This is a genomic window from Kitasatospora sp. NPDC096147, from assembly GCF_044763225.1.
Lineage (GTDB): Bacteria > Actinomycetota > Actinomycetes > Streptomycetales > Streptomycetaceae > Kitasatospora.
This window is the reverse complement of the sequence record NZ_JBIWFX010000004.1, coordinates 98,632-119,650: the sequence shown is the minus strand read 5'-3', so window position 1 is coordinate 119,650 and position 21,019 is coordinate 98,632. Positions and strand designations below refer to the sequence as shown.

At 74.2% G+C, this 21,019-nt stretch carries 20 protein-coding genes and 1 riboswitch; of the genes, 5 read left to right on the top strand and 15 right to left on the bottom strand.

What is annotated here, in order from left to right:
• Positions 1–126: 126 nt before the first annotated feature.
• Positions 127–906 (bottom strand): metallophosphoesterase, encoded by a 780-nt coding sequence (locus ACIRBX_RS14720; protein WP_402296652.1) that lies wholly within the window; start codon positions 904–906, stop codon positions 127–129.
• Between the two features lie 198 nt (positions 907–1,104).
• On the opposite strand from ACIRBX_RS14720, the gene ACIRBX_RS14715 reads away from it, so the two are divergent.
• The gene (locus tag ACIRBX_RS14715; protein WP_402296650.1) at positions 1,105–2,502 is read left to right on the top strand and encodes a PLP-dependent aminotransferase family protein; all 1,398 of its coding nucleotides are present in this window, start codon (positions 1,105–1,107) and stop codon (positions 2,500–2,502) included.
• Positions 2,503–2,651: 149 nt separating this feature from the next.
• On the opposite strand, the gene ACIRBX_RS14710 is transcribed toward ACIRBX_RS14715, so the two are convergent.
• On the bottom strand, positions 2,652–3,689 hold the full coding sequence (locus ACIRBX_RS14710; RefSeq protein WP_402296649.1) for an aminoglycoside phosphotransferase family protein: 1,038 nt from the start codon (positions 3,687–3,689) through the stop codon (positions 2,652–2,654).
• 251 nt (positions 3,690–3,940) lie between these two features.
• Here ACIRBX_RS14710 and ACIRBX_RS14705 point away from each other — a divergent pair, with 251 nt between their 5' ends.
• On the top strand, positions 3,941–4,471 hold the full coding sequence (locus ACIRBX_RS14705) for a GNAT family N-acetyltransferase (RefSeq protein WP_402296647.1): 531 nt from the start codon (positions 3,941–3,943) through the stop codon (positions 4,469–4,471).
• On the opposite strand, the gene ACIRBX_RS14700 is transcribed toward ACIRBX_RS14705, so the two are convergent.
• From ACIRBX_RS14700 to efeO, 6 genes are all read right to left on the bottom strand, one after another.
• Positions 4,459–5,952: an alkaline phosphatase family protein gene (locus tag ACIRBX_RS14700; RefSeq protein WP_402296646.1), complete on the bottom strand. Its 1,494-nt coding sequence runs from the start codon at positions 5,950–5,952 to the stop codon at positions 4,459–4,461. The two genes, ACIRBX_RS14705 and ACIRBX_RS14700, sit on opposite strands and share 13 nt — an antisense overlap.
• 182 nt (positions 5,953–6,134) lie before the next feature.
• Positions 6,135–6,887, bottom strand: a complete 753-nt coding sequence (locus tag ACIRBX_RS14695; protein ID WP_402296644.1) for a GntR family transcriptional regulator — start codon at positions 6,885–6,887, stop codon at positions 6,135–6,137.
• 20 nt (positions 6,888–6,907) lie between these two features.
• Positions 6,908–8,071 (bottom strand): magnesium and cobalt transport protein CorA, encoded by a 1,164-nt coding sequence (locus ACIRBX_RS14690; protein ID WP_402296642.1) that lies wholly within the window; start codon positions 8,069–8,071, stop codon positions 6,908–6,910.
• A gap of 115 nt (positions 8,072–8,186) precedes the next feature.
• Positions 8,187–9,020 (bottom strand): iron uptake transporter permease EfeU, encoded by an 834-nt coding sequence (gene efeU / locus ACIRBX_RS14685; RefSeq protein ID WP_402296640.1) that lies wholly within the window; start codon positions 9,018–9,020, stop codon positions 8,187–8,189.
• Positions 9,021–9,065: 45 nt separating this feature from the next.
• Positions 9,066–10,343, bottom strand: a complete 1,278-nt coding sequence (efeB, locus tag ACIRBX_RS14680) for an iron uptake transporter deferrochelatase/peroxidase subunit (RefSeq protein WP_402296639.1) — start codon at positions 10,341–10,343, stop codon at positions 9,066–9,068.
• Between the two features lie 21 nt (positions 10,344–10,364).
• Entirely contained in the window at positions 10,365–11,504 is a 1,140-nt protein-coding gene (efeO, locus tag ACIRBX_RS14675; RefSeq protein WP_402296638.1) for an iron uptake system protein EfeO, read from the bottom strand.
• Positions 11,505–11,795: 291 nt separating this feature from the next.
• On the opposite strand from efeO, the gene ACIRBX_RS14670 reads away from it, so the two are divergent.
• Positions 11,796–13,136 carry an Ig-like domain-containing protein gene (locus ACIRBX_RS14670; protein WP_402296636.1) on the top strand — a complete coding sequence of 447 codons (1,341 nt, stop codon included), beginning with the start codon at positions 11,796–11,798 and terminating at the stop codon, positions 13,134–13,136.
• Between the two features lie 38 nt (positions 13,137–13,174).
• Positions 13,175–13,489, top strand: a complete 315-nt coding sequence (gene cutA / locus ACIRBX_RS14665; RefSeq protein WP_402296634.1) for a divalent-cation tolerance protein CutA — start codon at positions 13,175–13,177, stop codon at positions 13,487–13,489.
• Between the two features lie 120 nt (positions 13,490–13,609).
• Here the strand turns inward: cutA and ACIRBX_RS14660 are convergent, their stop codons facing one another.
• Both ACIRBX_RS14660 and ACIRBX_RS14655 read right to left on the bottom strand, forming a co-directional pair.
• Positions 13,610–14,419 (bottom strand): CbtA family protein, encoded by an 810-nt coding sequence (locus ACIRBX_RS14660; RefSeq protein WP_402296633.1) that lies wholly within the window; start codon positions 14,417–14,419, stop codon positions 13,610–13,612.
• Positions 14,420–14,435: 16 nt separating this feature from the next.
• The gene (locus ACIRBX_RS14655; RefSeq protein WP_402296631.1) at positions 14,436–14,648 is read right to left on the bottom strand and encodes a CbtB-domain containing protein; all 213 of its coding nucleotides are present in this window, start codon (positions 14,646–14,648) and stop codon (positions 14,436–14,438) included.
• Positions 14,649–14,708: 60 nt separating this feature from the next.
• Positions 14,709–14,793: riboswitch (cobalamin riboswitch) on the bottom strand.
• Positions 14,794–14,943: 150 nt separating this feature from the next.
• Between ACIRBX_RS14655 and ACIRBX_RS14650 the strand changes: the two genes are divergently transcribed.
• On the top strand, positions 14,944–15,501 hold the full coding sequence (locus ACIRBX_RS14650; RefSeq protein ID WP_402296629.1) for a histidine phosphatase family protein: 558 nt from the start codon (positions 14,944–14,946) through the stop codon (positions 15,499–15,501).
• 31 nt (positions 15,502–15,532) lie between these two features.
• Here ACIRBX_RS14650 and ACIRBX_RS14645 read toward each other — a convergent pair whose 3' ends face one another.
• From ACIRBX_RS14645 to ACIRBX_RS14625, 5 genes are all read right to left on the bottom strand, one after another.
• Positions 15,533–15,745: a DUF4287 domain-containing protein gene (locus tag ACIRBX_RS14645; protein WP_402296627.1), complete on the bottom strand. Its 213-nt coding sequence runs from the start codon at positions 15,743–15,745 to the stop codon at positions 15,533–15,535.
• A 257-nt stretch (positions 15,746–16,002) separates the two neighbouring features.
• Positions 16,003–16,638 carry a DUF305 domain-containing protein gene (locus ACIRBX_RS14640; RefSeq protein WP_402296625.1) on the bottom strand — a complete coding sequence of 212 codons (636 nt, stop codon included), beginning with the start codon at positions 16,636–16,638 and terminating at the stop codon, positions 16,003–16,005.
• Between the two features lie 52 nt (positions 16,639–16,690).
• Positions 16,691–17,065 carry a DUF6153 family protein gene (locus tag ACIRBX_RS14635; RefSeq protein WP_402296623.1) on the bottom strand — a complete coding sequence of 125 codons (375 nt, stop codon included), beginning with the start codon at positions 17,063–17,065 and terminating at the stop codon, positions 16,691–16,693.
• Between the two features lie 58 nt (positions 17,066–17,123).
• Positions 17,124–17,669: a DUF4396 domain-containing protein gene (locus ACIRBX_RS14630; RefSeq protein WP_402296621.1), complete on the bottom strand. Its 546-nt coding sequence runs from the start codon at positions 17,667–17,669 to the stop codon at positions 17,124–17,126.
• An 89-nt stretch (positions 17,670–17,758) separates the two neighbouring features.
• Positions 17,759–20,902, bottom strand: a complete 3,144-nt coding sequence (locus ACIRBX_RS14625) for a putative bifunctional diguanylate cyclase/phosphodiesterase (RefSeq protein WP_402296619.1) — start codon at positions 20,900–20,902, stop codon at positions 17,759–17,761.
• Positions 20,903–21,019: the final 117 nt, after the last annotated feature.

The following is a 21,019-nucleotide window of genomic DNA, read 5'->3' as shown; positions in this document are numbered from 1 at the left end:
TCTCCCGGAGCTGACGTGAACACGGTGGGGAGTGTGCCATGTACCATGGCACACATCACATGGCTTAGAAAGGGGTTGGTGAAGGTTTACTGAGAGCCTGACCCGGCATCAGTTGCCCTCTCCTATTCACCCCTTGGCCCGTTCGTGTCCACTCCGCCATCCGCAGACCCGGAGGTGGGTGGTGAACCGTCCCTCCCCGTCCAGCACGTGGAACGCCACCGAGGGCGGCAGCTCGTGGTGCACGTGCGCGTCCGGGGCCGGCCGCCCCTCCCACGGCAGCCGCAGCGTGGACACCACCCCGGGCGCCACCACCAACGGCCGGCCCGCGAAGGTGGTGGCCGTCGCCAGGTGCGCATGCCCGCAGAGGAAGGCCACCACGTGCGGATGACGGGCCGTCACGGCCGCCAGCCGCTCGGCCCCGAACTGGCGCAGCCGGTCGATGAACGGCACGCCCAGCACCACCGGTTGGTGGTGGAACGCGACGAACACCGGCACCCGCACCTCCCCCAGCACCCCGTCCAGCCAGGCCAGGGTCCCGTCGTCCAACAGCCCGTCGTCCCGCCCCGGCCGGGTCGAGTCGCAGAGCGCGACGGCGAACCGCTCCGCCACGTACAGCCGGTTCACCGGACCGCCGTCGCCCGGCTCCTCCCCCAGCAGGTCGCTCCGGAACGCCGCCCGCTCGTCGTGGTTCCCCGGCAGCACCAGCAGCGGGTGCCGGGTGCTCAGCAACTCCCGTGCCTCGCGGTACTCCTGGGCGCTGCCGTGATCCGCGACGTCACCGCTGACCAGGACCGCGTCCAGGTCGTACGGCAGTCCGTTCAGGTACGCCATCACCGCGCGGGTGCGGGCAGCGGCGCGCGGCGAACCGTCGAGGTGGGTGTCGCTGAGGTGGGCGATGACGATCACGGTGTCTCTCCTGCATCGGGGGCGGGCGGCCCTGACCGGCCGGTCGGGGCCGGACACCCGGGGCCGGGCGGCCGGAGCCGGGCAGCCGGTCGGGGCCGGGCAGAACCGGGCAGCCAGGCGGCCGGGACCAGCCGGTCGGAGCCGGGCGGCCGGGACCTACGCTAGGTAGCAGCCGGACCAGCGGTAAGGTCCGGTTGCGTGTCTGAAGACTGGTCCGGTCCGCCCGCCATCCGCCTCCCGCAGGGCCTCGACCTGCACCTGGAGCTCGGCCCCGGGCCACGCCAGGCCGGCCTGGAGGACGCCCTGCGCACCGCCGTCCGCGACGGACGGCTCGGTGCCGACGCCCGGCTGCCCTCCACCCGCGCACTGGCCCGTCAACTCGGCCTGGCCCGGGGCACGGTGACCGCCGCTTACGACCAGCTGGCGGCCGAGGGCCTGCTGCTCACCCGCCCCGGCGCGGCCACCACCGTCGCCCGCCTCCCGTCCGCCGCCACCCCGGTCACCCCCGCCACCGACACCGCTCCGCCCGTCCGGCACGACCTCCGCCCCGGCATCCCCGACGGCAGCGCCTTCCCCGCCCGCGCCTGGCTGGCCGCCACCCGCCGGGTGCTCGCCCGGGCCCGCCCCGAGGACTTCGGCCACGGCGACCCGCAGGGACGCTACGAGCTGCGCGCCGCCCTGGCCGGACAACTCGGGCGCACCCGGGGGGTGTTGACCTCACCCGGGCAGATCGTGATCACCTCGGGCTTCTACCAGTCGATCGGCCTGCTCGCCTCGGTGCTGCGCGCCCGCGGCGCCGCCGAGCTGGCGACCGAGGACCCGGGCCACCGCACCTACCGCGAGGTGGTCACCCGAGCCGGCCTGCGGGTGGTGCCCGTCCCGGTCGACGAGCACGGCGCTCGAGTGGACTCCATCACCGCCCCCGCCGTCCTGCTCACTCCCTCGCACCAGTACCCGACCGGCGTCCCGCTGCACCCCGACCGCCGCCGCGAGCTGGCGAGTTGGGCCCACCGCACCGGCGGCCTGGTGATCGAGGACGACTACGACGGCGAGTTCCGCCACGACCGCCGCCCGGTCGGCGCCTTCCAAGCCCTCGCACCCGACCGCACCGTCTACTGCGGCAGCACCTCCAAGACCCTCGGCCCCGCCCTGCGCCTCGGCTGGCTCGCCGTCCCGCCCGATCTGGTCCGCCCCGTCACCGAGGCCAAGGAGCGCGCCGACTTCTACACCGAGACCCTCGGCCAACTCACCCTCGCCGAGCTGATCACCACCCACGCCTACGACCGCCACGTCCGCGCCGCCCGCCTGCGCTACCGCCGCCGGCGCACCCTTCTCCACCAACTGCTGTCCACTCACCCGGACTTCACCCCGCACGGTGTCCCGGCCGGCCTGCACACCCTGGTCACCACCCCGCACCCCGAGCCCGCGCTGCTGGCCCGCTGCGCGGCCCACGGCATCGCCCTGCGCGGCCTCACCGAGCTCCACCACACTCCCGCCCAGGACCGTCCGGGCGGCCTCCTGATCGGCTTCGGCGCCACCACCGACCACGGCTTCGCCCGAGCCCTCCGGGCGCTGGACGAAGCCCTCCCCGGCTGACCGCGGACCGGCCGACGGGCAGCCGACCGCCCGATCGGCGCCTCAGCGCCGCGCGCACGGCCGCACCCCCGGTCCACCTGCTCGTTCACGCCGCCTCCGCAGGCTGCCAACTCACCCCGCAGCCACGGAAGACGGCGTCCCCGCGACCGCTACGGCCGCTCCGCCAGGACCGGAGGGAGCCTCGGCCAGCGGGTGAGTGCGGCCTCCCAAAAGGCCGCACAGAGGGCCGCCAGCTCCCCGAGGTCCGACCGGCTCGCGGCCAACTGTCCGACCACTCCGAGGCGGTGGACCAGCCGGCGGCGGGCGGTGGTGGTCCCCCAGGTCCAGTCCTCGGCCGGGAGTCGGGCCAGGTGGTCGGTGCCGTCGCGCTCGGCGCGCGGCACGAGTGCACCGCCCCGGAGCAGCCAGCCGGTGCAGGCGTCGGTCAGGTCCTGGCCGAGGGCGTGGCCGGTGAGCTCGTGCCAGGTGTCCCGGTAGGCGGCCTCGGCCCGGTGCAGCAGTGGGTCGGGGGCGGCGGTGACGCACCAGCAGGTCGGGAACCCGATCCGCAGGTAGGCGAGTTCGACCAGGCCGCTGCCGAGCGAGGCCTGTTCGAAGTCGATGAACCGGACACCGTCCGGGGTGTGCAGGTCGTTCCCGGGGCACGGGTCGCCGTGCAGCAGGGCGTGGCCGGGAGCTGCGGCGAGCCGGTCGACCAGTGCGCCGAGGGCCTCGGCCAGCGTGGCCGGTGCGGACACCCCGAGGGTCTCGGCGAGGGCGAGGAAGGAGTCCACGTCCGCCCGGTCGGGGCCGCGCCAGCGGGGCAGCGCACCTGCGTCCTGCGGCCCGGCCGTGGCGTGCATCCGGGCCAGCGCCCGCGCGTAGGCCACGATCCAGTCCCCGGAGGGTCGTTGGTGCTCCAGGTGCTCCAGCACCAGCACCCGGGCCGCCGGATCGACCCCCAGTACGGCCGGCACCACCGGCACCCCGCCGACCCCGGCCCGGCCGGCGATCCGCAGCCCGGCCAGCTCCCGGGCGTACCGCTCCTCGGCGTCGGCACCCTCCACGGCCTGCTTCACCACCGCCGGCCGACCGCCCAGCTCGACCCGCCACACCCTCGAACGCGGGCTGCTGGTCAGCCGTTTGGCCTCCCTCGGCACGCCCAGCTCGGCCCGCAGCTCATCCCCGAACGGCACTCGTGACCACATCGGGCCATCCTCACACGGGCACGAACCGACCACCCGGCAGTTTTTCCGAACCACCTGTCCGAGGAGCGCCTGACCGACGCCCCGACCAGCAGCGCCCGCCGCACCGTCACCCCGCCGGGAGGGTCGTCCGGCGGGGCCCGGCGGCGTCGGTGGTCCGGCACGACCTCGCGGATCGGACGACCCCGGAGCGGAATGAGCCGTGTACGACGGAAACCCCGCCGCCGGGCGGACGGCTGACGTACCGTCCTCTCATGCTCGACACCTACCGGCTCCGGTTGCTCAAGGCCGACCACGCGCCCGCCGTCCTCGCGTTCGAACGCGCGAACCGCGCGTACTTCGCCGCCTCGGTACCCGACCGGGGCGACGCCTACTTCGCCCACTTCGACGCCCGGCACCACGGCCTGCTGGCCGACCAGGAGGCCGGGATCTGCTACTTCCACGTCCTGCTCGGCCCCGACGGCGCGGTGGTGGGCCGCTTCAACCTGGTGGACGTGGCGGAGGGCGAGGCCGAGCTCGGCTACCGGGTGGCGGAGGCGGTGGCCGGCCGGGGGCTGGCCACCGCCACCGTGCAGGGGCTCTGCCGGCTGGCCGCCGCCAAGTACGGGCTGACCGCACTGCGGGCCCGCACCACGGTCGGCAACGCCGCCTCCCGGGCCGTGCTGGCCCGGGCCGGCTTCGTCCCCACCGGCGAGGCCGCGCCGGACGGCGACCTCCCGACCCTGACGTTCCGTCTGGACCTGGAGGCCGCCGCCGGTCGGCGCCCGGGGGATCAGGCGCCGTAGACCCGGACGTTGTCGAGCGCCCAGTACCAGTTGTTGCTGCCGGTGTAGCGGAACCGCAGGCGCAGGTCGGTGGCCCCGGCCGGGACGGTCAGGGTGAGGGTCTGACGGCCGTTCACCAGGGCGCCGTAGGAGGCGATCTGGACGGGGGTGCCGCCGCTCCAGGAGGCCAGCACCCGGGCGGTCTGCGAGCCCTCCTGCTGGTAGTAGCAGGTGTACTCGACCTTGACGGTGGCCAGGCCGGAGACCGGGTAGGCGGGGCTGACCAGGGTGGTGTCGTAGTTCCCGGTGAAGGACTTGTCGGCCCACTCGTCGGAGTCGGCGACCGCGAAGACGTTCCGGGAGCGGACGTTGAGCTCGCGGTACTGGTCGCGCTGGGCCTTGGTCCAGAACTCGTCGGTGGTGAAGGCCCAGCCGCGCCACTCGGTGACCCCGCCGGTGCCCATCGCCGAGTTGTCGACCGACCAGCCGCTCGGGGCGGTGTGGGTGAAGCCGAGCACCCCGGCCGGGATGCCGGTCTCGTCCACCCGGCCGGTGAGCTGCGGGCGCAGCGCGTCGAAGGCGTCGGGGGTGAGGGTGGCGATCGGGGCACCGTCCAGGCCCCAGGCCGGGTCGATGGCGATGCCGAGGTGGGCCAGCGCGGTGGGCGCGATGTCCACCATCTTCACGTCGTACCGGACCGAACCGGCGGCCAGGCCACCGCCGTTGGCGATCACGAAGGTCTGCCGCTCCTCCCAGGTCGAGCCGCCGTGGCCGCCGGTCGGGGTGTGGCCGTGGTCGGCGGTGACCATGATCAGCCAGTTCTCCTGGGCGTAGGTGGCGCGGCCCCGGACGGCGGCCACGATCTGGCCGACCTGGGCGTCCACGCCCTTGATGGCGTCCAGGTACGCCTGGCTGGCGGAGCCGGAGGCGTGGCCCGCGTGGTCGACGTTGTCCAGCTGGACGAAGACCGCGTCCGGGTTGGCGTCCCGCAGCCGGGCCACCGCCCGCGAGGTGGTGCCGGTGTCGTACTCGGCGCTCGGGGTGGCGACCCGGGTGTCCACCTTGGCGGAGTAGATGGTGTTCGGGATCGAGGCCCAGGAGGCCACCACGTAGGTGGCCAGGCCCGGGCGGGCGGTCTCGGCCCGGGTCAGCCAGTCCGGGTAGGCGGCGAAGTTCGGTGCGGTGAAGTTGTTGTCCACCACGTTGTGCTTGTCCGGCCAGACGCCGGTGGCGATGGTGGACCAGCCCGGGCCGGAGGAGGTCTCGGCCATCGGCTTGGTGTAGAGGCTGCTGGCGGCGGTCAGGCCGCCGGCCATCAGGGCGTCCAGGTTCGGGGCGTCGGCGTCCTTGATCCGGTTGAGCATGGTGCCGTCCAGGCCGATCACCAGCACCTTGGGGGTGGGGGCGGCGGCGGCCAGCGCGGTCCGGGCCAGCGGGCCGGCCGTCAGGGCGGCGACGGCGGTGCCGAGCAGCACGCTGCGGCGGGGAAGTCCTGCGGTCACGGCGTCCTCCTGAGGAAGCGTCAGGGAGCGGAAGGGTGGAGCGGGGCGGCGACCAATGTCCGGCCGGCCGGTGGCGCGGGCTCTCCCAATCGCGGTACCACGCGTGAACTCCGCTCGAACTTCGGTCCAGACCCGTTATCCTCCCGTGACCACGGAGGCCCGTCGGGCGGCCTGCCGGCGGGTCAGGCGCCCGGCCCCAGCCGGGTGGTGAAGCTGAACCGGTCACCCCGGTACAGCGAGCGGACGCGCTCCAGCGGGGTGCCCTCGGTGTCCCGGGTCAGGCGGTGCAGCAGCAGCATCGGCAGCGCGGGCGGGGTACCGATCAGCAGCGCCTCGCGCGGGGTGGCCAGCACCGTCTCGATCCGCTCCTCGGCGCTGCCGAAGCCGATGCCGAGCTTCTCGGTCAGGAAGGCGTACAGCGAGGACGACGGGTCGAACTCCTCGGCCAGCGTGGGCAGTCGGGCCACCGACAGGTAGGTGCTCTCCAGGCCGACCCGCTCGCCGTCGGCCAGCAGCACCCGCTCCAGGTGCCAGACCGGCGCCCCCTCGGCCAGCCCCAGCTGCGCGGCCAACTGCCGCTCGGCGCCCAGCCGTTCCAGCTCGATCAGGGTGCGTCCCGGCACCCGTCCCTGCCGCCGGACGCCCTCGGTGTAGCTGGCCAGCGAGAGCGGCTGCTCCAGCTTCGGCCCGGCCGCCACCGTCTGCCGGCCCTTCCGCCGCACCCGCCCCTGGATCAGCAGGTCCCGCAGGGCCTGCCGCAGCGTCTCCCGGGACACCTCGTACCGGGCCGCCAGCTCCCGCTCGGTGGGCAGCGCGCCGCCCTCCCCCAGCTCCTCCAGCAGGGCTTCCAGCTCGGCCTTCACGGCGTAGTACTTGGGCACCCGTCCGTGCTCGGGCACCCCGGAACGGTTCGGCAGGTCGGCGGCGTGGTTCACCCCGCCATGCTGTCACGCCGTCAGAGCCAGTCCCGCCGTTTGAAGACCAGGTAGAGGCCGCCGCAGACCAGGGCCATCAGCCCGATCGCGAAGGGGTAGCCGAAGACCCAGGCCAGCTCCGGCATGTGGGCGAAGTTCATCCCGTAGACGGTGCCGATCAGGGTCGGGGCGAACAGGATGGCGGCCCAGGAGGAGATCTTCTTGATCTCGTTGTTCTGGGCGTGGCCGGCCTCGGCCAGCTGGCGCATCTCCTCGTTCTGGGCCTGCGAGACCAGGGTGGCGTTCAGCAGCAGGATGTTCTGCAGCAACTGGCGGAAGCCGTCGACCCGTTCGGCCGCGGTGGTGGCGTGGTCGGCCACGTCCCGCAGGTAGCGCTGGAGCTCCTGGTCGGTGCCGTACTTGGCGAAGCCGGCCTCCAGGCTGCCCATGATGTCCAGCAGCGGGCGGGTGGCGCGCTGGAACTCGACCACCTCGCGGGAGAGCTCGTAGATCCGGCGGGAGACTCCGGGGTCGCCGCCGAACACCTCGGTCTCGATCTCGTCGATGTCGTGCTGGAGTCCGGCGATCACCGGGGCGTAGCCGTCCACCACCGCGTCCAGCACGGCGTAGAGCACCGCCTCGGGGCCGAGCGCCAGCAGCCGGGGGTCGCCCTCCAGCCGGCGGCGCACCACCGAGAGGTCCGGGGACTGCGAGTGGCGCACCGTCAGGACGAACTGCGGGCCGACGAAGAGGTGCAGCTCGCCGAAGTCCACCTGCTCGGTCTCGTCCAGGTAGCGGGCCGCCCGCAGCACCACGAAGAGGGTGTCGCCGTAGCGCTCCAGCTTGGGGCGCTGGTGGGCCACGATGGCGTCCTCGACGGCGAGTGCGTGCAGGCCGAAGCGTTCGGCGGCCTCCAGCACCTGGGCCTCGGCCGGGCGGTAGAGGCCGATCCAGGCCATCGTGCCGGGCTCGCCGGGCAGCCGGCGGTAGACCTCGGGCAGGGTGTCGGCCCCGGTGATCCGGTGGCCGTCCCGGTAGACCGCCGCGTCCACCACGGAGCGCTCCAGGGAGACCCGGGGCGCGTCCTGGCCGCGCTCGGAGCGCGGGTCCATCGAGTGCTCGGGGGCCCGGTCGGCCGGGCGGCCGTCGGGGCGGGAGAAGGGTCGCAGTCCGGCTCGGGCCGCGCGGGAACGCCAGTCGGACATGGGAAGACCTCCGCCGCCCAGTCTGGGACGCGACGACCCGCCGCGCACGGTGGCGCGGCGGGTCGGGGTACGGCGGGCAGGGGTGCGGCGGGGCGGGGCGGGCGGCGGCGCGCGGTCAGGCGGCCGGCACCGGGGCGGGCCTCGGCGGGGTCTTCTGCTGACGCAGGAACAGGTACAGGGTCGGCACCAGGTAGAGCGCCCAGACCCAGACCTGAAGCTTCGTCGGGTCGGGCTGGAAGTTGAAGACGCCCTTGAGCAGGGTGCCGTACCAGCTGTCCTGCGGGATGGTCGAGGAGATGTCGAAGGCCCGCTTGGCGTTGATGCCCGGCAGGATCGCCGCCTCCTGGAGGTCGTGCACGCCGTAGGCGAGCACCCCGGCCGCGACCACCACCAGCATGGCGCCCGTCCAGGTGAAGAACTTGGCCAGGTTGATCTTCAGCGCGCCCCGGTAGAACAGCCAGCCCAGCACCACGGCGGTGAGCAGACCGAGCCCGGCGCCGACCAACGGACGGATGCCGTCGCTGGTCGCCTGGACGGCGGCCCAGATGAAGAGCGCGGTCTCCAGGCCCTCCCGGCCGACCGCCAGGAAGGCGGTCAGCACCAGCGCCAGGGTGCCGGTCGCCACCGCCGCGTCCAGCCGGCCGTGCAGCTCGGCCTTGAGGTGACGGGCCGTCCGGCGCATCCAGAACACCATCCAGGTGACCAGCCCGACCGCGATGATCGACAGCGAGCCGCCCAGCGCCTCCTGGGCCTGGAAGGTCAGCTGGCTGGAGCCGTAGGTGAGCAGGGCGCCGAAGGCCATGCTGAGGCCGACCGCGACGCCGATCCCGGTCCAGACCGGAGGCAGCGCCTCGCGGCGCTCGGTCTTGACCAGGTAGGCGATCAGGATGCAGACCACCAGGCTGGCTTCCAGACCCTCGCGCAGGCCGATCAGGTAGTTGCCGAACACGCGCGTGTCCTCCGTTTCTGTGCTGGGTCGACGGGGGGCGGCTGGTCAGCCGAAGAGCGACTGACCCCACCACTCGCCGGGCTTGCGGACGCCGGGCGGGCAGGCGAAGTGCGCCGAACCGACGTGCTGGATGTACTCGTTGAGCGCGTCGTTGGCCGCCAGCCGGCGCTGGACGGTGACGAAGCCCTTGCGGGTGTCGCGCTGGTAGGCCAGGAAGAACAGGCCCGCCTCCAGCCGGCCCAGGCCGTCGGTGCCGTCGGTGAAGGAGAAGCCCCGGCGCAGCAGTTGGGCCCCGCCGTTGCTGTCCGGGTGGGCGAGGCGCACGTGCGCGTCCTTCGGCATGGCCGCCAGGTCGGGCGCGTCGTGCTCCTTCTGCTTCCCGAACGGGGCACCCTCGCGCTTGTTCCGCCCGAAGATGTCCTCCTGCTCCTTGAGCGGGGTGCGGTCCCAGGTCTCGATGTGCATCCGGATCCGCCGGGCCACCAGGTAGGAGCCGCCGGTCATCCACTCCGGGCCGTCGCCGGGCGCGGCCCAGACGTGCTCGCCGAGGGTCCTGTCGTCGGTGCCCGCGATGTTGCGGGTGCCGTCCTTGAAGCCCATCAGGTTGCGCGGGGTCTGTGCGTCCGGGGTGGTGGAGGAGGTCTTGCCGAAGCCGAGCTGGGACCAGCGGACGTTGACCACGCCCATGCCGATCCGGGCCAGGTTGCGGATCGCGTGCACCGCGACCTGCGGGTCGTCCGCGCAGGCCTGCACGCAGAGGTCGCCGCCGCTGCGGGCCGGATCCAGGCTGTCGTGCGGGAAGGGCGGCAGGTCGATCAGGCCCGCCGGCCGCTTGGCCTTGAGGCCGAAGCGGTCGACCCCGTCCTTCTCGAACAGGGTCGGCCCGAAGCCGATGGTCAGGGTCAGCCGGGACGGCGGCAGGCCGAGCGCCTCGCCGGTGTCGTCCGGCGGGGCCTCCGCCAGGCCGGTGGCCCCGGACCCGACCTCGCGGCCGCCGGTCATCACGGCGGCCGCCTTGGTCCACTCCTTCAGCACCCGCACCAGCGCGTCCCGGCTGGTGGTGGAGACGTCGAAGGCGGCGAAGTGCAGCCGGTCCTGGACCGGGGTGGCGATGCCCGCCTGGTGCTCACCGTAGAAGGGGACCTCGGGCACCGCCTTGAGGGCGGCCTCGTGCTGCTCCCCCGAGTCACGGGTGGCCGCCGCCACCGTGCCGACGGCGGCGGCGCCGAGCGCCACCCCGGCGCCGGCCCAGCCGATCACCGCCCGGCGGCTGACGCCGCCCTCCCGGGTGGCCCCGGTCTGGTCCTGCTGCTGCTCGGTCATCTGTGCCGCCTCCCCCGGGACTTACTTGACGACGGTCGCGGCGGCGAGCTTGGAGAGCGGCTCGGCCAGCGCGTTGACCGCGTCCGAGAACGCCTTGCGCTCGCTCTCGCCGACCTTGTCGTAGGAGGTCCAGGTGCCGCCCTGGTTGTACTTGGCGAGCAGGGCCTGGATCGCGGCGAACTCCTGGTCCAGGGTCTTGGCCAGCTCGGCGTCCTGCTCCGCGACCACCGGCTTGAGCAGCTGGTAGGCCTTGAGCGCGCCCTCGACGTTGGCGTTGAAGTCCGGCAGGTCGGTGTGGCTGTAGCGGTCCTCCTCGCCGGTGACCTTGCCGGTGGCGACCTCGTCCAGCAGCTCCTTGGCGCCGTTGGCCATCGAGGTGGCGGTGATCTCGGCGCTGCCGACCACCTTCTGCCAGTCCGTCAGGTCGGCGACCAGCTGGTCGGCGAGCTTCTTGTCGGCGTCGGTGATCGCGCCGTCGGCCCAGAGCGACTTCTCCAGCTTGTGCCAGCCGGTCCACTCCTGGCCCGGCTCCAGGCCGTCCTCACGGGTGTCGGTCTTCGGGTCGATGTCGCCGAAGCTCTCGGCCACCGGCTCGGTGCGCTCCCAGCCGGTGCGCGACGGCGCGAAGGCGGCCTTGGCGGCCTCCAGGTCGCCGGCCTTCACCGCGTCGGCGAACTTCCGCACCAACGGGATGGTGGCGTCGGCCTGCTCCTGCACGTAGGTGCGGTACGCGGCGACGGCGGCGGTCAGGCGCGGGTCGGTCTTGGCCTGCGCGGCGTCGCCGGTGACGGTGATCTTCTGGCGGATGCCGTCGCCCACCATGCCCGGCTTGCAGGCGACTTCGTACTCACCGGCCTTGATCTCGGCGGTGATGGTGGCCTTGGTGCCGGGGCCGATGTTCTCCCGCTCGGTGACGATCTTGTCCTCGGCGGCGTAGACGTAGACCTCGGTGGTCTTCGAGCCCTTGTTGCTCACGGTGAAGTTGACCGGGCCGGCCGCGAAGGTGGTCTTCGACAGCTCGCAGGCGGAGTCGGAGGCGTTGATCTGCACCGCACCGTCCGAGGACGCGGCGTCCTTCTTCTGCTCGGTGCAGGCGGTCAGCCCGACGCCGGCCACGGCGACGGTGAGCAGCGCGGCGAGGTACGGACGGCGGACGGGCATCTGAGGACTCCACGGGCGGGGAAGGGCATGAGGGAGGGTGAGGGGCACTTAGGCCACCCTCACCCACAAGTAAAGTAAGGCATACCTCAGCTCGTGCACACCTCACGGCGGTAACGGATGGGCAAAACCCTCCGGCCGGACACTCCGTCAGCTGCCCCGGAGCGCCCGGGGACGCGGCTCCCGCCCGGGGGCGGGCCGTCCGGGTGACCGGCGCCGCGTGTCGCCGGGGACCGGCCGGACCGCCCGGCAGAGTCGGGGCTCCCGGCCTCCGATCGAACGGGACGACCCCGCATGCCCCTGCCCGTCCGCCCCGCCGCCACCGTCACCGCGCTGGCCGCCGTCACCCTGCTGGCCGCCGCCGCACCGGCCGCCGCCTCCGGCACGGAGTACGGCGCCTGGGACCTGCCGGGCCGTCGGCTGACCGTGCCGGCGGCCGGCTTCCCGGCTGCCTCCGTCACCACCGACAGCACCAACCCGACCACCCCGAGCGGCAGTTCGTCCTTCCTCAACCGGGCCACCCCGTTCGGCGCCGCCTTCGGCAGCTCGCAGGGCCTCCCCTACCTCAGCCTGCGGGCCGCGTCCGGGAACTCCCCCTCGACCACCACCCTGGCCTTCGAGACCGCGCCGCCGGCCGGGAGTTGGGGCTTCGCCCTGGGGGACGTGGACGCCGACACCGTGACCGTCTCCGGCACCGCCGCCGACGGCAGCGCATTGACCGCCGCCGACCTGGGCTTCCGGGGCGCCTTCACCTACTGCACCGGCTCCCCGCTCCCCTCCGGCTGCGGCGGCCCGCAGACCGACCTGCCCCGCTGGGACGCGGCCACCGCCACCCTGGTCGGGAGCGGAGCGGACACCTCGGGGGCGGCCGGCTGGTTCCGCCCGGCCAAGGCCGTCCGGAGCCTGACCCTGACCTTCACGGTGCAGACCGGCATCCCGCTCTACCAGCTCTGGGTGGCCGCCGACACCACGGCCGTGGCCGGCCGGGTCGGCGCCACCGGCTGCGCCGCCCCCGACCGCACCACGCTCGCCCTGCTCGCCGCCGACGGCACCCCGGTGACCGGGCCGGACGGCCGCCCGGTCACCACCACCACGGCCCCGGACGGGAGTTACGCCTTCACCGGCCTGGCCGCCGGGGCGCACCGGGTCCGGGTGGAGCCGCCGCCCGGCTACACCGCCCGGACCGCGACCCGGGACACGCCCGCCGGGGCCGACGCCACCGGCGTGGACTTCGCCCTCACCTGCCGCCCCGTGCAGTTGCCGCCCCGCAAGGCCCCGGCCCGCACCGGCGAGGAGCAGCCCGTGCTGGTGGAGCTCCCGGCCGAGCTGTGCGGCGGTACCCACCTGACCATCACCCGCCCGCCGCAGCACGGCACGGCGCGGATCGTGGACAACTGCCGGGTCCGGTACACCCCGGAGCCGGACTACACCGGTCCGGACGCGTTCTCCTACAGCGGGCACACCACCGCCGGTCTCCCGGTCACCGGCACCGAACGCCTCTCCGTCACCGCCCGCCCCAAGCTCGCCGAGTCCGGCCGCCCGACCGGCCCGCTGCTCGCCGCCTCGGCGGGCTGCCTGGTGCTCGGCGCTGCGGCCCGGTGGCTCTCCGGCCGGCTGCGCCGCCGAGCCGTCTGACGGCTCGTAGGCTGCCGGCGGCTCGTAGGCTGCCGGGCATGACGGACTACCTGGTGGTGACCACCACCCACGAGAGCGAGCAGCAGGCGCGGGAGCTGGCCGGGGCGGTGGTGCGCGAGCGGCTGGCGGCCTGCGCGCAGGTGTACCCGGTGCGGTCGGTGTACTGGTGGGAGGGCGAGGTGCAGGACGCCGAGGAGTGGCGGGTCGACCTCAAGACCAGGAGCGGACTGGCCCGCGAGCTGCGGGAGTTCGTCGCGGCCCGGCACGCGTACGACACCCCCGAGCTGATCGCGGTCCCGGTGGTGGACGGCAGTCCGGCGTACCTGGCGTGGTTGGCCGCCGAGACCCGCTGACCGGACCGGCCGACGTGCGGTCGGTGCCCGGCCGGGAACGCCTCGGGGCCCGCCGACGGTCGCGCGTGCGGCGGGCCCCGAGGAGTGGAGCGGGGTGGAGCGGGGTGGAGCAGGGGCAGGTCAGGCGGCCGGGACGGGTGCGGCGGCCGGAGCGGCCGGAGCCTGACGGGGCGCCAGCAGGCGCTCCGCCAGCAGGCCGAAGACCAGCGCGAAGGCGGTCCACAGCACGGCCTGGATGCCCAGGGTGGCCACCCGGAACTTCCACAGCAGCGCGGCCGGGAAGGACTCCCGGACCGCGTCGCCGTTGCCCGGCAGGAAGACGAACGCCAGGGTGACGGCCACCGCGAAGGCGAGGCCGGCCACCACGGAGGCGTTCCAGTTGCCCAGCCTCGGCGCCAGGCGCCGGCCCAGGATCAGGGCCGCGACTCCGATCAGCACGCTGAGCAGGACCATCAGGAAGAACAGCGTGGTGCGCTTCCCGATGGTGTCCGGGTTGCCGACCGCGGGCGGCGTCGCCGGGTACTTGAGGAACGGCACCAGGTACACGGTGGTGAAGGCCGCCGCCGCGACCAGGGCGGCGGACGCCCGGGGCGAGAAGCGACCGATCCGGCCGAGCGCGAAGCTGTACACCAGGGCGGCGATGCCGCCGAGCGCGACGCCGTAGACCAGGACACCGGTGGCCAGTCCGGCGGTCGACTGCAGCGACCGGCTGACCAGTTCCTCTTCCTCCTCGGCCGCCGGAGCGGCCGGGGCGGCGGCGGTGTCGCCGCCGTGCACGTGCTGCGGGGCCGCGGCGGTGCTCTCCAACGCGATCGACTGGTCGACCGGTCCTTCACCGACGAAGAAGGCGAAGGCGAAGGCGATCACCCCGGCGACCAGGCCCGCGAGCATGCCGCGGACCAGGAGGTTTCTGACAGTTGAGGCAGGCATGGTACGTGACGCTCCGTCAGTGGCAGGGGAAACCGAGCAGGTGGCGGGCGTCGTGCACCCACTCGTGCACACCGGCACCGGAGAAGACGGAGGTGGCGCCCTGCTCGGCGCCCACGAAGTAGAGCGCGACGAGCAGCAGGGTGCCGACGAACGCCGCCCAGGGCAGGATCGCCCGGACGGGAAGGCTCCCGGCCGCCTCGGCGGCGGGGGAGACGATGGCCTGTGCCATGGCAGGACCTCCTTGGGGAACTCGCGTCCCAGTTGTTGGAGCTCGAACGACGGCCATCGGGTCTGACTCACCGGCAACTCCCGCACCGAGGCGGGGCGCTGTCGGCATACAGTGGCGCGACCGTGCCGGGTTCCCACCGGCTTCCGTCCTGCCGTCGTCATGTCGGAGCGAACCGTACCGCCATTCGGGGGAGGCAGCCAAGGGAGCGCGGCAGGGCGCGGACCTCGGCGGAGTGCGCTGCTCCGGGGCCGATCCGGCACCGGGGAACGGAAGTTGGACAGAACGGGAGTGACGGGTGACCACGCGGGTGACGTTCATCTCACCGGCCGTCGGCGCGGAGCTGCGGGCCGCGGCCTTCGAGGACGGAGCGGGCCTGGACTCCTCCGGCCGGGCCCGGGCGGAGGAGGCGGGAGCCCGGCTGCGGAGCGACGGCCGCTCCGTCAGCTCCCCCACCACCCGCTGCCGGGAGACCGCGGCGGCGCTCGGACTCGCCGCCGTGCCCGAAACCGCCCTGGCGGCCTGGTCGATGGGCAGCTGGCGGGGCCGGACGCTGGAGGAGCTGACCGCCACCGACCCGGCCGGGCTCGCCGCCTGGCTGTCCGACCCGGAGGCCGCCCCGCACGGCGGCGAGCCGCTCACCGCCCTGTGCGCCCGGACCGCCGCCTGGCTGGACGCCCTCCCGGACGGCCGGGTGCTGGCGGTGGCCGAGCCCGAGCTCGTCCGCGCCGCCGCCCTGCACGCACTCGGCGCCCCGCCCGCCGCCTTCTGGCGGATCGACGTCCCCCCGCTCACCGCCACCGACCTCACCGGCCGCAGCGGCCGGTGGAACCTCCGGGCGGGCCGGCCGCTCTGACGCCGCGCCGGAGCGCGCCCGCGCTACTCGCCTACTTGCCCTCGGCCAGGGTGGCGGCCACCAGCGCGTTGGCGTGACCGTGCCCGAGGCCGTGCTCGGTCTTCAGCCAGCCGACCAGCTCCATGTGCTTGGTCAGCGGCGAGCTGCGGATCAGCTCCTGCCACTCGGCGATCGGACGGCCGTACTTCTTCTCGATCGAGGGGAAGTAGCTGGCGGGGCCCTTGGGCGCGGTGTTCTCGGTCATGCGGGCGATCCTGCCACCTCCCGGTGACAGCGGACGGGAGGGGGCCCGCCCCCCCCGGGGGGGGGGGCCCCCCCCCCCGGGGGGGGGGGCCCCCGCCGCGGGGGGGGGGGGGGGGGGGGGGGGGGGGGGCGGCGCCCGGGGGGGGGGGGGGGGGGGGGGGGGGGGGGGGCGGGGGCCCCCCCCCCCCCCCCGGGGGGCCGGGGGCCGGGGGGGCCCCCCCCCCGGGGGGGGGGGGCCCCCCCCCCCCGGCGCTGCGGTCAGCCCTTGCCGAGCAGGCCGTTCATGGTGGCGATCTCGGCGCTCTGACCGCTGATCACCGCCCCGGCCAGCTCCCTGGCCGGCCCGTAGGCGCCGTTGGCCCGCTCCTCCTCGGCCATCTTCACCGCCCCGGTGTGGTGAGCCACCATCAGCTCCAGGAAGGCCCGGTCGAAGGCCGCCCCGGTGGCGCCCTTCAGCGAGGCCATCTCCGCCTCGGTCATCATCCCGCCCGCCGCGCCCCCGCCGTGGGCCGCGTGCCCACCGGTGCCACCGGCCGGCGGCACCTGCTCGCCCCAGGCGGTGAGCCAGCCCGAAAGGGTGGCGATCTCCGGGTCCTGCGCGGCGCGGATCTGCCCGGCGAGCTGCTTCACCTCCGCCGACCCGGCCCGGGAGGCGGCCAGATCGGCCATCTCCAGCGCCTGCCGGTGGTGCGGGATCATCCCCTGCGCGAAGGCCAGGTCGGTCGCGTTGTACGGCTTGGCGGACGCCACCGCCGACGCGGTGGCCGAGGGCGCGGCACCGGAGTGCCCGGCCGGGTGCCCGGCCCCGCCGCTGCCGCAGGCGGTCAGCAGCAGACCGCCCGCGAGGAGCGCGGCGGTGACGAGCGGGGTACGACGGATCAGCTTGCTGTTCATGGGTGTTGGTTCTCCTCCGAAGACGGACGGGGGCTCCTGGTACACGGCCCGCCTATCTGCGCAGGACCTGGAGCTCCGCCGGATCCGGTGGCGCCCGCCCGCCCTCCGGCCACTCCGGCGCCGACTCGCCCGCCGCGCGCTCCGGTCGGCCGGGCCACCCGAGCGGTGCCGGCCCGGGCGCCCCGGGCAGGTACGGCGCGGCCACCGCCCCCGCGAGGCACATCGGCCCGGCGTGCAGGTCGTGCCCGCCGCCACCGTCCTCGCCGTGCCCTTGGTGCTCCCCCGTCATCGCAGCCGCCACCACCGCAGCCGGCTGCGCCGGCGCCGGCACCGCGCCGAGGCCGTGCATGCCGAGCACCCCGAGCAGCACCACCAGGACGGCCAACACCCTTTGCGGGGCTGGTCGGTGGCGGTACTCGGGGTGCACGGAAGCCGTCCTTCTGCCGGTGGTCCTGGTCTTGGTTCTCGCCCTGCTCCGGCCGGGTTCAGTGCCCGTGGTCCTGGTGGCCGCCGTGGTACGCGTGCACCACCGCGTGGCCCTTGCCCCGGGCGATCAGCCAGCGGTTCACCGGGACGGTGAGCACGAAGGCCACCACCAGCGAGAACGCCAGCGCGAGCCAGAACAGCGCGCTGCCCAGCCCGGCGTCCATCGCCCCCGGCACCCCGACCATCACGGCGTTGTCCACGATCTCCATCACGACGATCGAGACGGTGTCGGCGGCCAGGGCGACCTTGAGCGCGCTGGGCAGGTCGAGCCCGGCCTTCAGGACGCCCCGCATGGTGAGCGCGTAGCCGAAGACGAAGGCCAGGGCGACCGAGAGCACCACGGTGGCCCCGTTGTGCAGCCCGAAGGCGGTGCCGAGGACCATGCCGAGCACCTCGCCGATGGCGCAGCCGGTGAGGCAGTGCAGGGTCGCCTGGGCGGCGGTCCGCCAACTCCCGGCCCGGGCGGCCGGCTCGTGCCCGTGCGGCCCGTGACCGTGGTGGGCGTGCTCCTGGTGCGCGTCTGCGTGCGCGTGCTGATGGGCCATCGGATCTCCCCGTGCTCCGTCGCGTCCGTTCCGTCCGGTCCTCCGGACGCCACCGAACATATACCCCCCGGGGGTACCTTGCAAGCGCCTCAGGCGGCGGGGCCGGGCACCGTCAGCGCGCGGTAGTCGCTGCCGCTGCGCAGCATGCCTGCCACCCGCTCGGGCTCCATCGGCCGGGCGAACAGGTAGCCCTGGCCGAGCGGGCAGCCCATCTTGACCAGCAGCTCCCGCTGGCGGACCGTCTCGATGCCCTCGGCGATCACCCGCACGCCCAGCGTCTCGGCGATCCGGGTGATGCCCTCCACCAGGGCGTACTGCTGCGGGGAGCCGTCCAGGCCGTCGATGAAGGACTTGTCGATCTTCAGGATGGTGATCGGGAACTCCCGCAGGTAGCTCAGCGAGGAGTAGCCGGTGCCGAAGTCGTCGATGGCGAGCCGGATGCCGAGCTCGCTGAGCGCCGCGAGGTCGTCCCGGACCCGGTCGTCGCGCCGCATCAGCACGCTCTCGGTCAGCTCCAGCACCAGCGAGCTCGGGGCCATGCCGACCTGATCGAGGGTGGCCCGGACCACGTCCACGAAGCCCGGGTCGCGGAACTGACGGGCCGAGACGTTGACGCTGACGTACCGCTCGGCGGGCGGTCCGGACGCTCCGCCCGGTCCGGACGCGCCCGCCTGCGCGGTCCGCTGCCAGCCGACCGCCTCGGCGGCGGCCCGGCCGAGCACCCAGGCGCCCAGCGGGACGATCTGGCCGCTCTCCTCGGCCAGCGAGATGAACTGCTCCGGCGGCACCAGCCCGCGCTTGTCGTGCGGCCAGCGCACCAGCGCCTCGAAGCCCTCCAGGACTCCGCTGTCCAGCGCCACGATCGGCTGGTAGAGCACGTTGAAGGCCGATTCGGCGACCGCGCTGTGCAGGCTCTCCTGGAGCTCGTGACGCTCGATCATGCCCTCCTGGAGGAGCGGCTGGAAGCGCCGCCACTGCTGCTTGCCGGCCCCCTTGGCCGCGTACATCGCCAGGTCGGCGTGGGTGAGCAGCTCGGCCGAGTCGCCACTGTCCTCGGTGGTGGCCACGCCCAGGCTGATCGAGACGTTCACCGGACCGCCGGTGAGCCGGAACGGCTCGTCGAAGGCACGGATCACGTGCTCGGCGAAACCCTCCGCGTCGGCGGGGCTGCGGGCGTCCTCCAGCAGGACGGCGAACTCGTCGCCGCCGAGCCGGGCGGCGGTGTCGGAGGCCCGGGCCATGGTGGCGAGCCGGAGCGAGACGGCGACCAGGAGTTCGTCGCCGACGCCGTGGCCCATGGTGTCGTTGACCACCTTGAAGTCGTCGATGTCGATCAGCAGCACCGCCGCCGACCGGCCGTCCCGCTCGCCGCGCCGGAACGCCTGGGTGACCCGGTCGTGGAACAGCACCCGGTTGGCCAGACCGGTGAGCGAGTCGTGGAAGGCCCGGTGGCTCAGCTCCCGCTCCAGCTCGCGCTGCTCGGTGACGTCCCGCAGGGTCAGCACCAGGCCCGCCACCGTCGGGTCCGCGCGCAGGTCGCTGTGCCGGACCTCCACCTCGATCAGCACGCCGTCGTGGCGCAGCATCCGCCAGTGCTCCTGCCGCTCCCGCAGGCCCGCGCCCGCGCCCGCCCCCGCACCGCGCATCGCGTCCAGTGCCGCGACCACCGCCAGCGCCTCCTCCGAGGGCACCAGGGAGACGATCGGGGCGCCGACCAGCCCCGGGTGGCCGAGCACCCGGTCGGCCGAGGTGGAGGCGTACCGGACCCGGTCGTCCTCGTCGAGGATCAGGATCACGTCGGAGGCGTTCTGCACCAGGCTGCGGAAGTACGCCTCGCTGTTGCGGCGGTTCACCTCCTGGCTCAGGGTGATCCGCTCCAGGGCCAGGGCGGCCTGCGAGGTGAGCGCGTCCAGGGTGTCGGTCAGGGCGGTCAGCTCGCTCTCCGCGCCGCCGACGATCAGCACGCCGATCAGCGGGTCGCCGGTGGGCCGGTCCTGGAGGGCCAGCGGGCAGACCAGTGCCTGCGAGGCACCGCTCAGCTCCTCGGCCAGCTCCGCACCGAGCTCGGCCGTCCGGCACTGGTGGGTGCGTTTGGTGGCGGCCAGCAGGTGGACGGCGTGCGGCACCCGGAGCAGCGGCCAGTCGCGCTCCCGGCCGCGGGAGAGCTGGAAGCGGACCCGGCCGTGGTCGCTCAGCCCGAGCAGCACCCGGCGGCCCGGATCGGCCGGCGGCAGGGAGGCCCCGGCGGCCCGCAGCGCCACCGTCACCTCCTCCACCCGGGTGGCGGCGGCCAGCGAGCTGACCGCCACCCGCAGCAGCCGCTCCCGGGCCACCGCCTCCCGGTGGGTGGAGACCACCAGGGCCAGCCGGGCCAGCACCAGGAGGTAGAGCAAGGCGGAGAAGGCGGCCACCACGCCGACGTTGCTGATGTCCCCGACGAAGGTGTCCACCAGCAGGATCGCCGGGGCCACCAGGGCGGCGGAGGTGAGCAGCACGATCCGGCCCCGGGCCACCTCCGGGGTGCGCGGGCGCGGCACCGGCCTGGTCATGCCGACCATCGAGGGGTGCAGCGCGGCGGCGCCCCAGGCGGTGTAGAAGGCCGCCCAGCCGAGGTCCACCGGTGTGCCGATCCTCCAGGTGCCGTGCAGCTGGATCAGGCCGAAGGCGATGTCCGAGACCAGCATCCCGAGGGTGCCGACGGTCAGCAGCCGCAGCGACCAGCTGCGCGGGCCGTGCGGCACCAGCAGGCGCAGCAGCATGGCCAGCACCAGGATGTCGCCGAGCGGGTAGGCGATCGAGAAGGCCTTCTGAATCCACGTCAGTTCGGAGTTCTGCGCGGAGGGCAGCACCTGGTAGATCCAGAGCAGCAGGCCCAGCCCGGCGGTGATGGTGAGCGCGTCGATCAGGCTGCCGCGGTCCCGGCCGGCGCTCCGGCGGCGGACGAAGAGCAGCAGCCCGGTCGCGTACAGCGGGTAGGTGAGCAGGTAGAACCCGTCCGCGATGGAGGGGAACGGGTTGACCAGGTGCAGCAGTTCGGTCTGCACCACCTCGGCGACCTCGCCGGCCGTGAAGGAGAGGTTGGCGGCTGCCAGCAGGTACCACGGGAGCGGGTGGGCGGGCCGGTTGCGGAGCGTGCCGAGCACGATCGCCACCACACCGCTCAGACCGATGCCGGTCCACCAGACGATCCGCTGGTCCGGGTGCGCGTAGTACATCGACGTCAGCAGGACCATCCACGCGAGCAGAACCAGACCCGGGTACGGCCAACGCCAGCTTGTCATCGCGGCCTCTGGGCACGGAGAGCGAATGGAATTCCCGACCAGGATACCTGACGGCGTATATCACGCGTA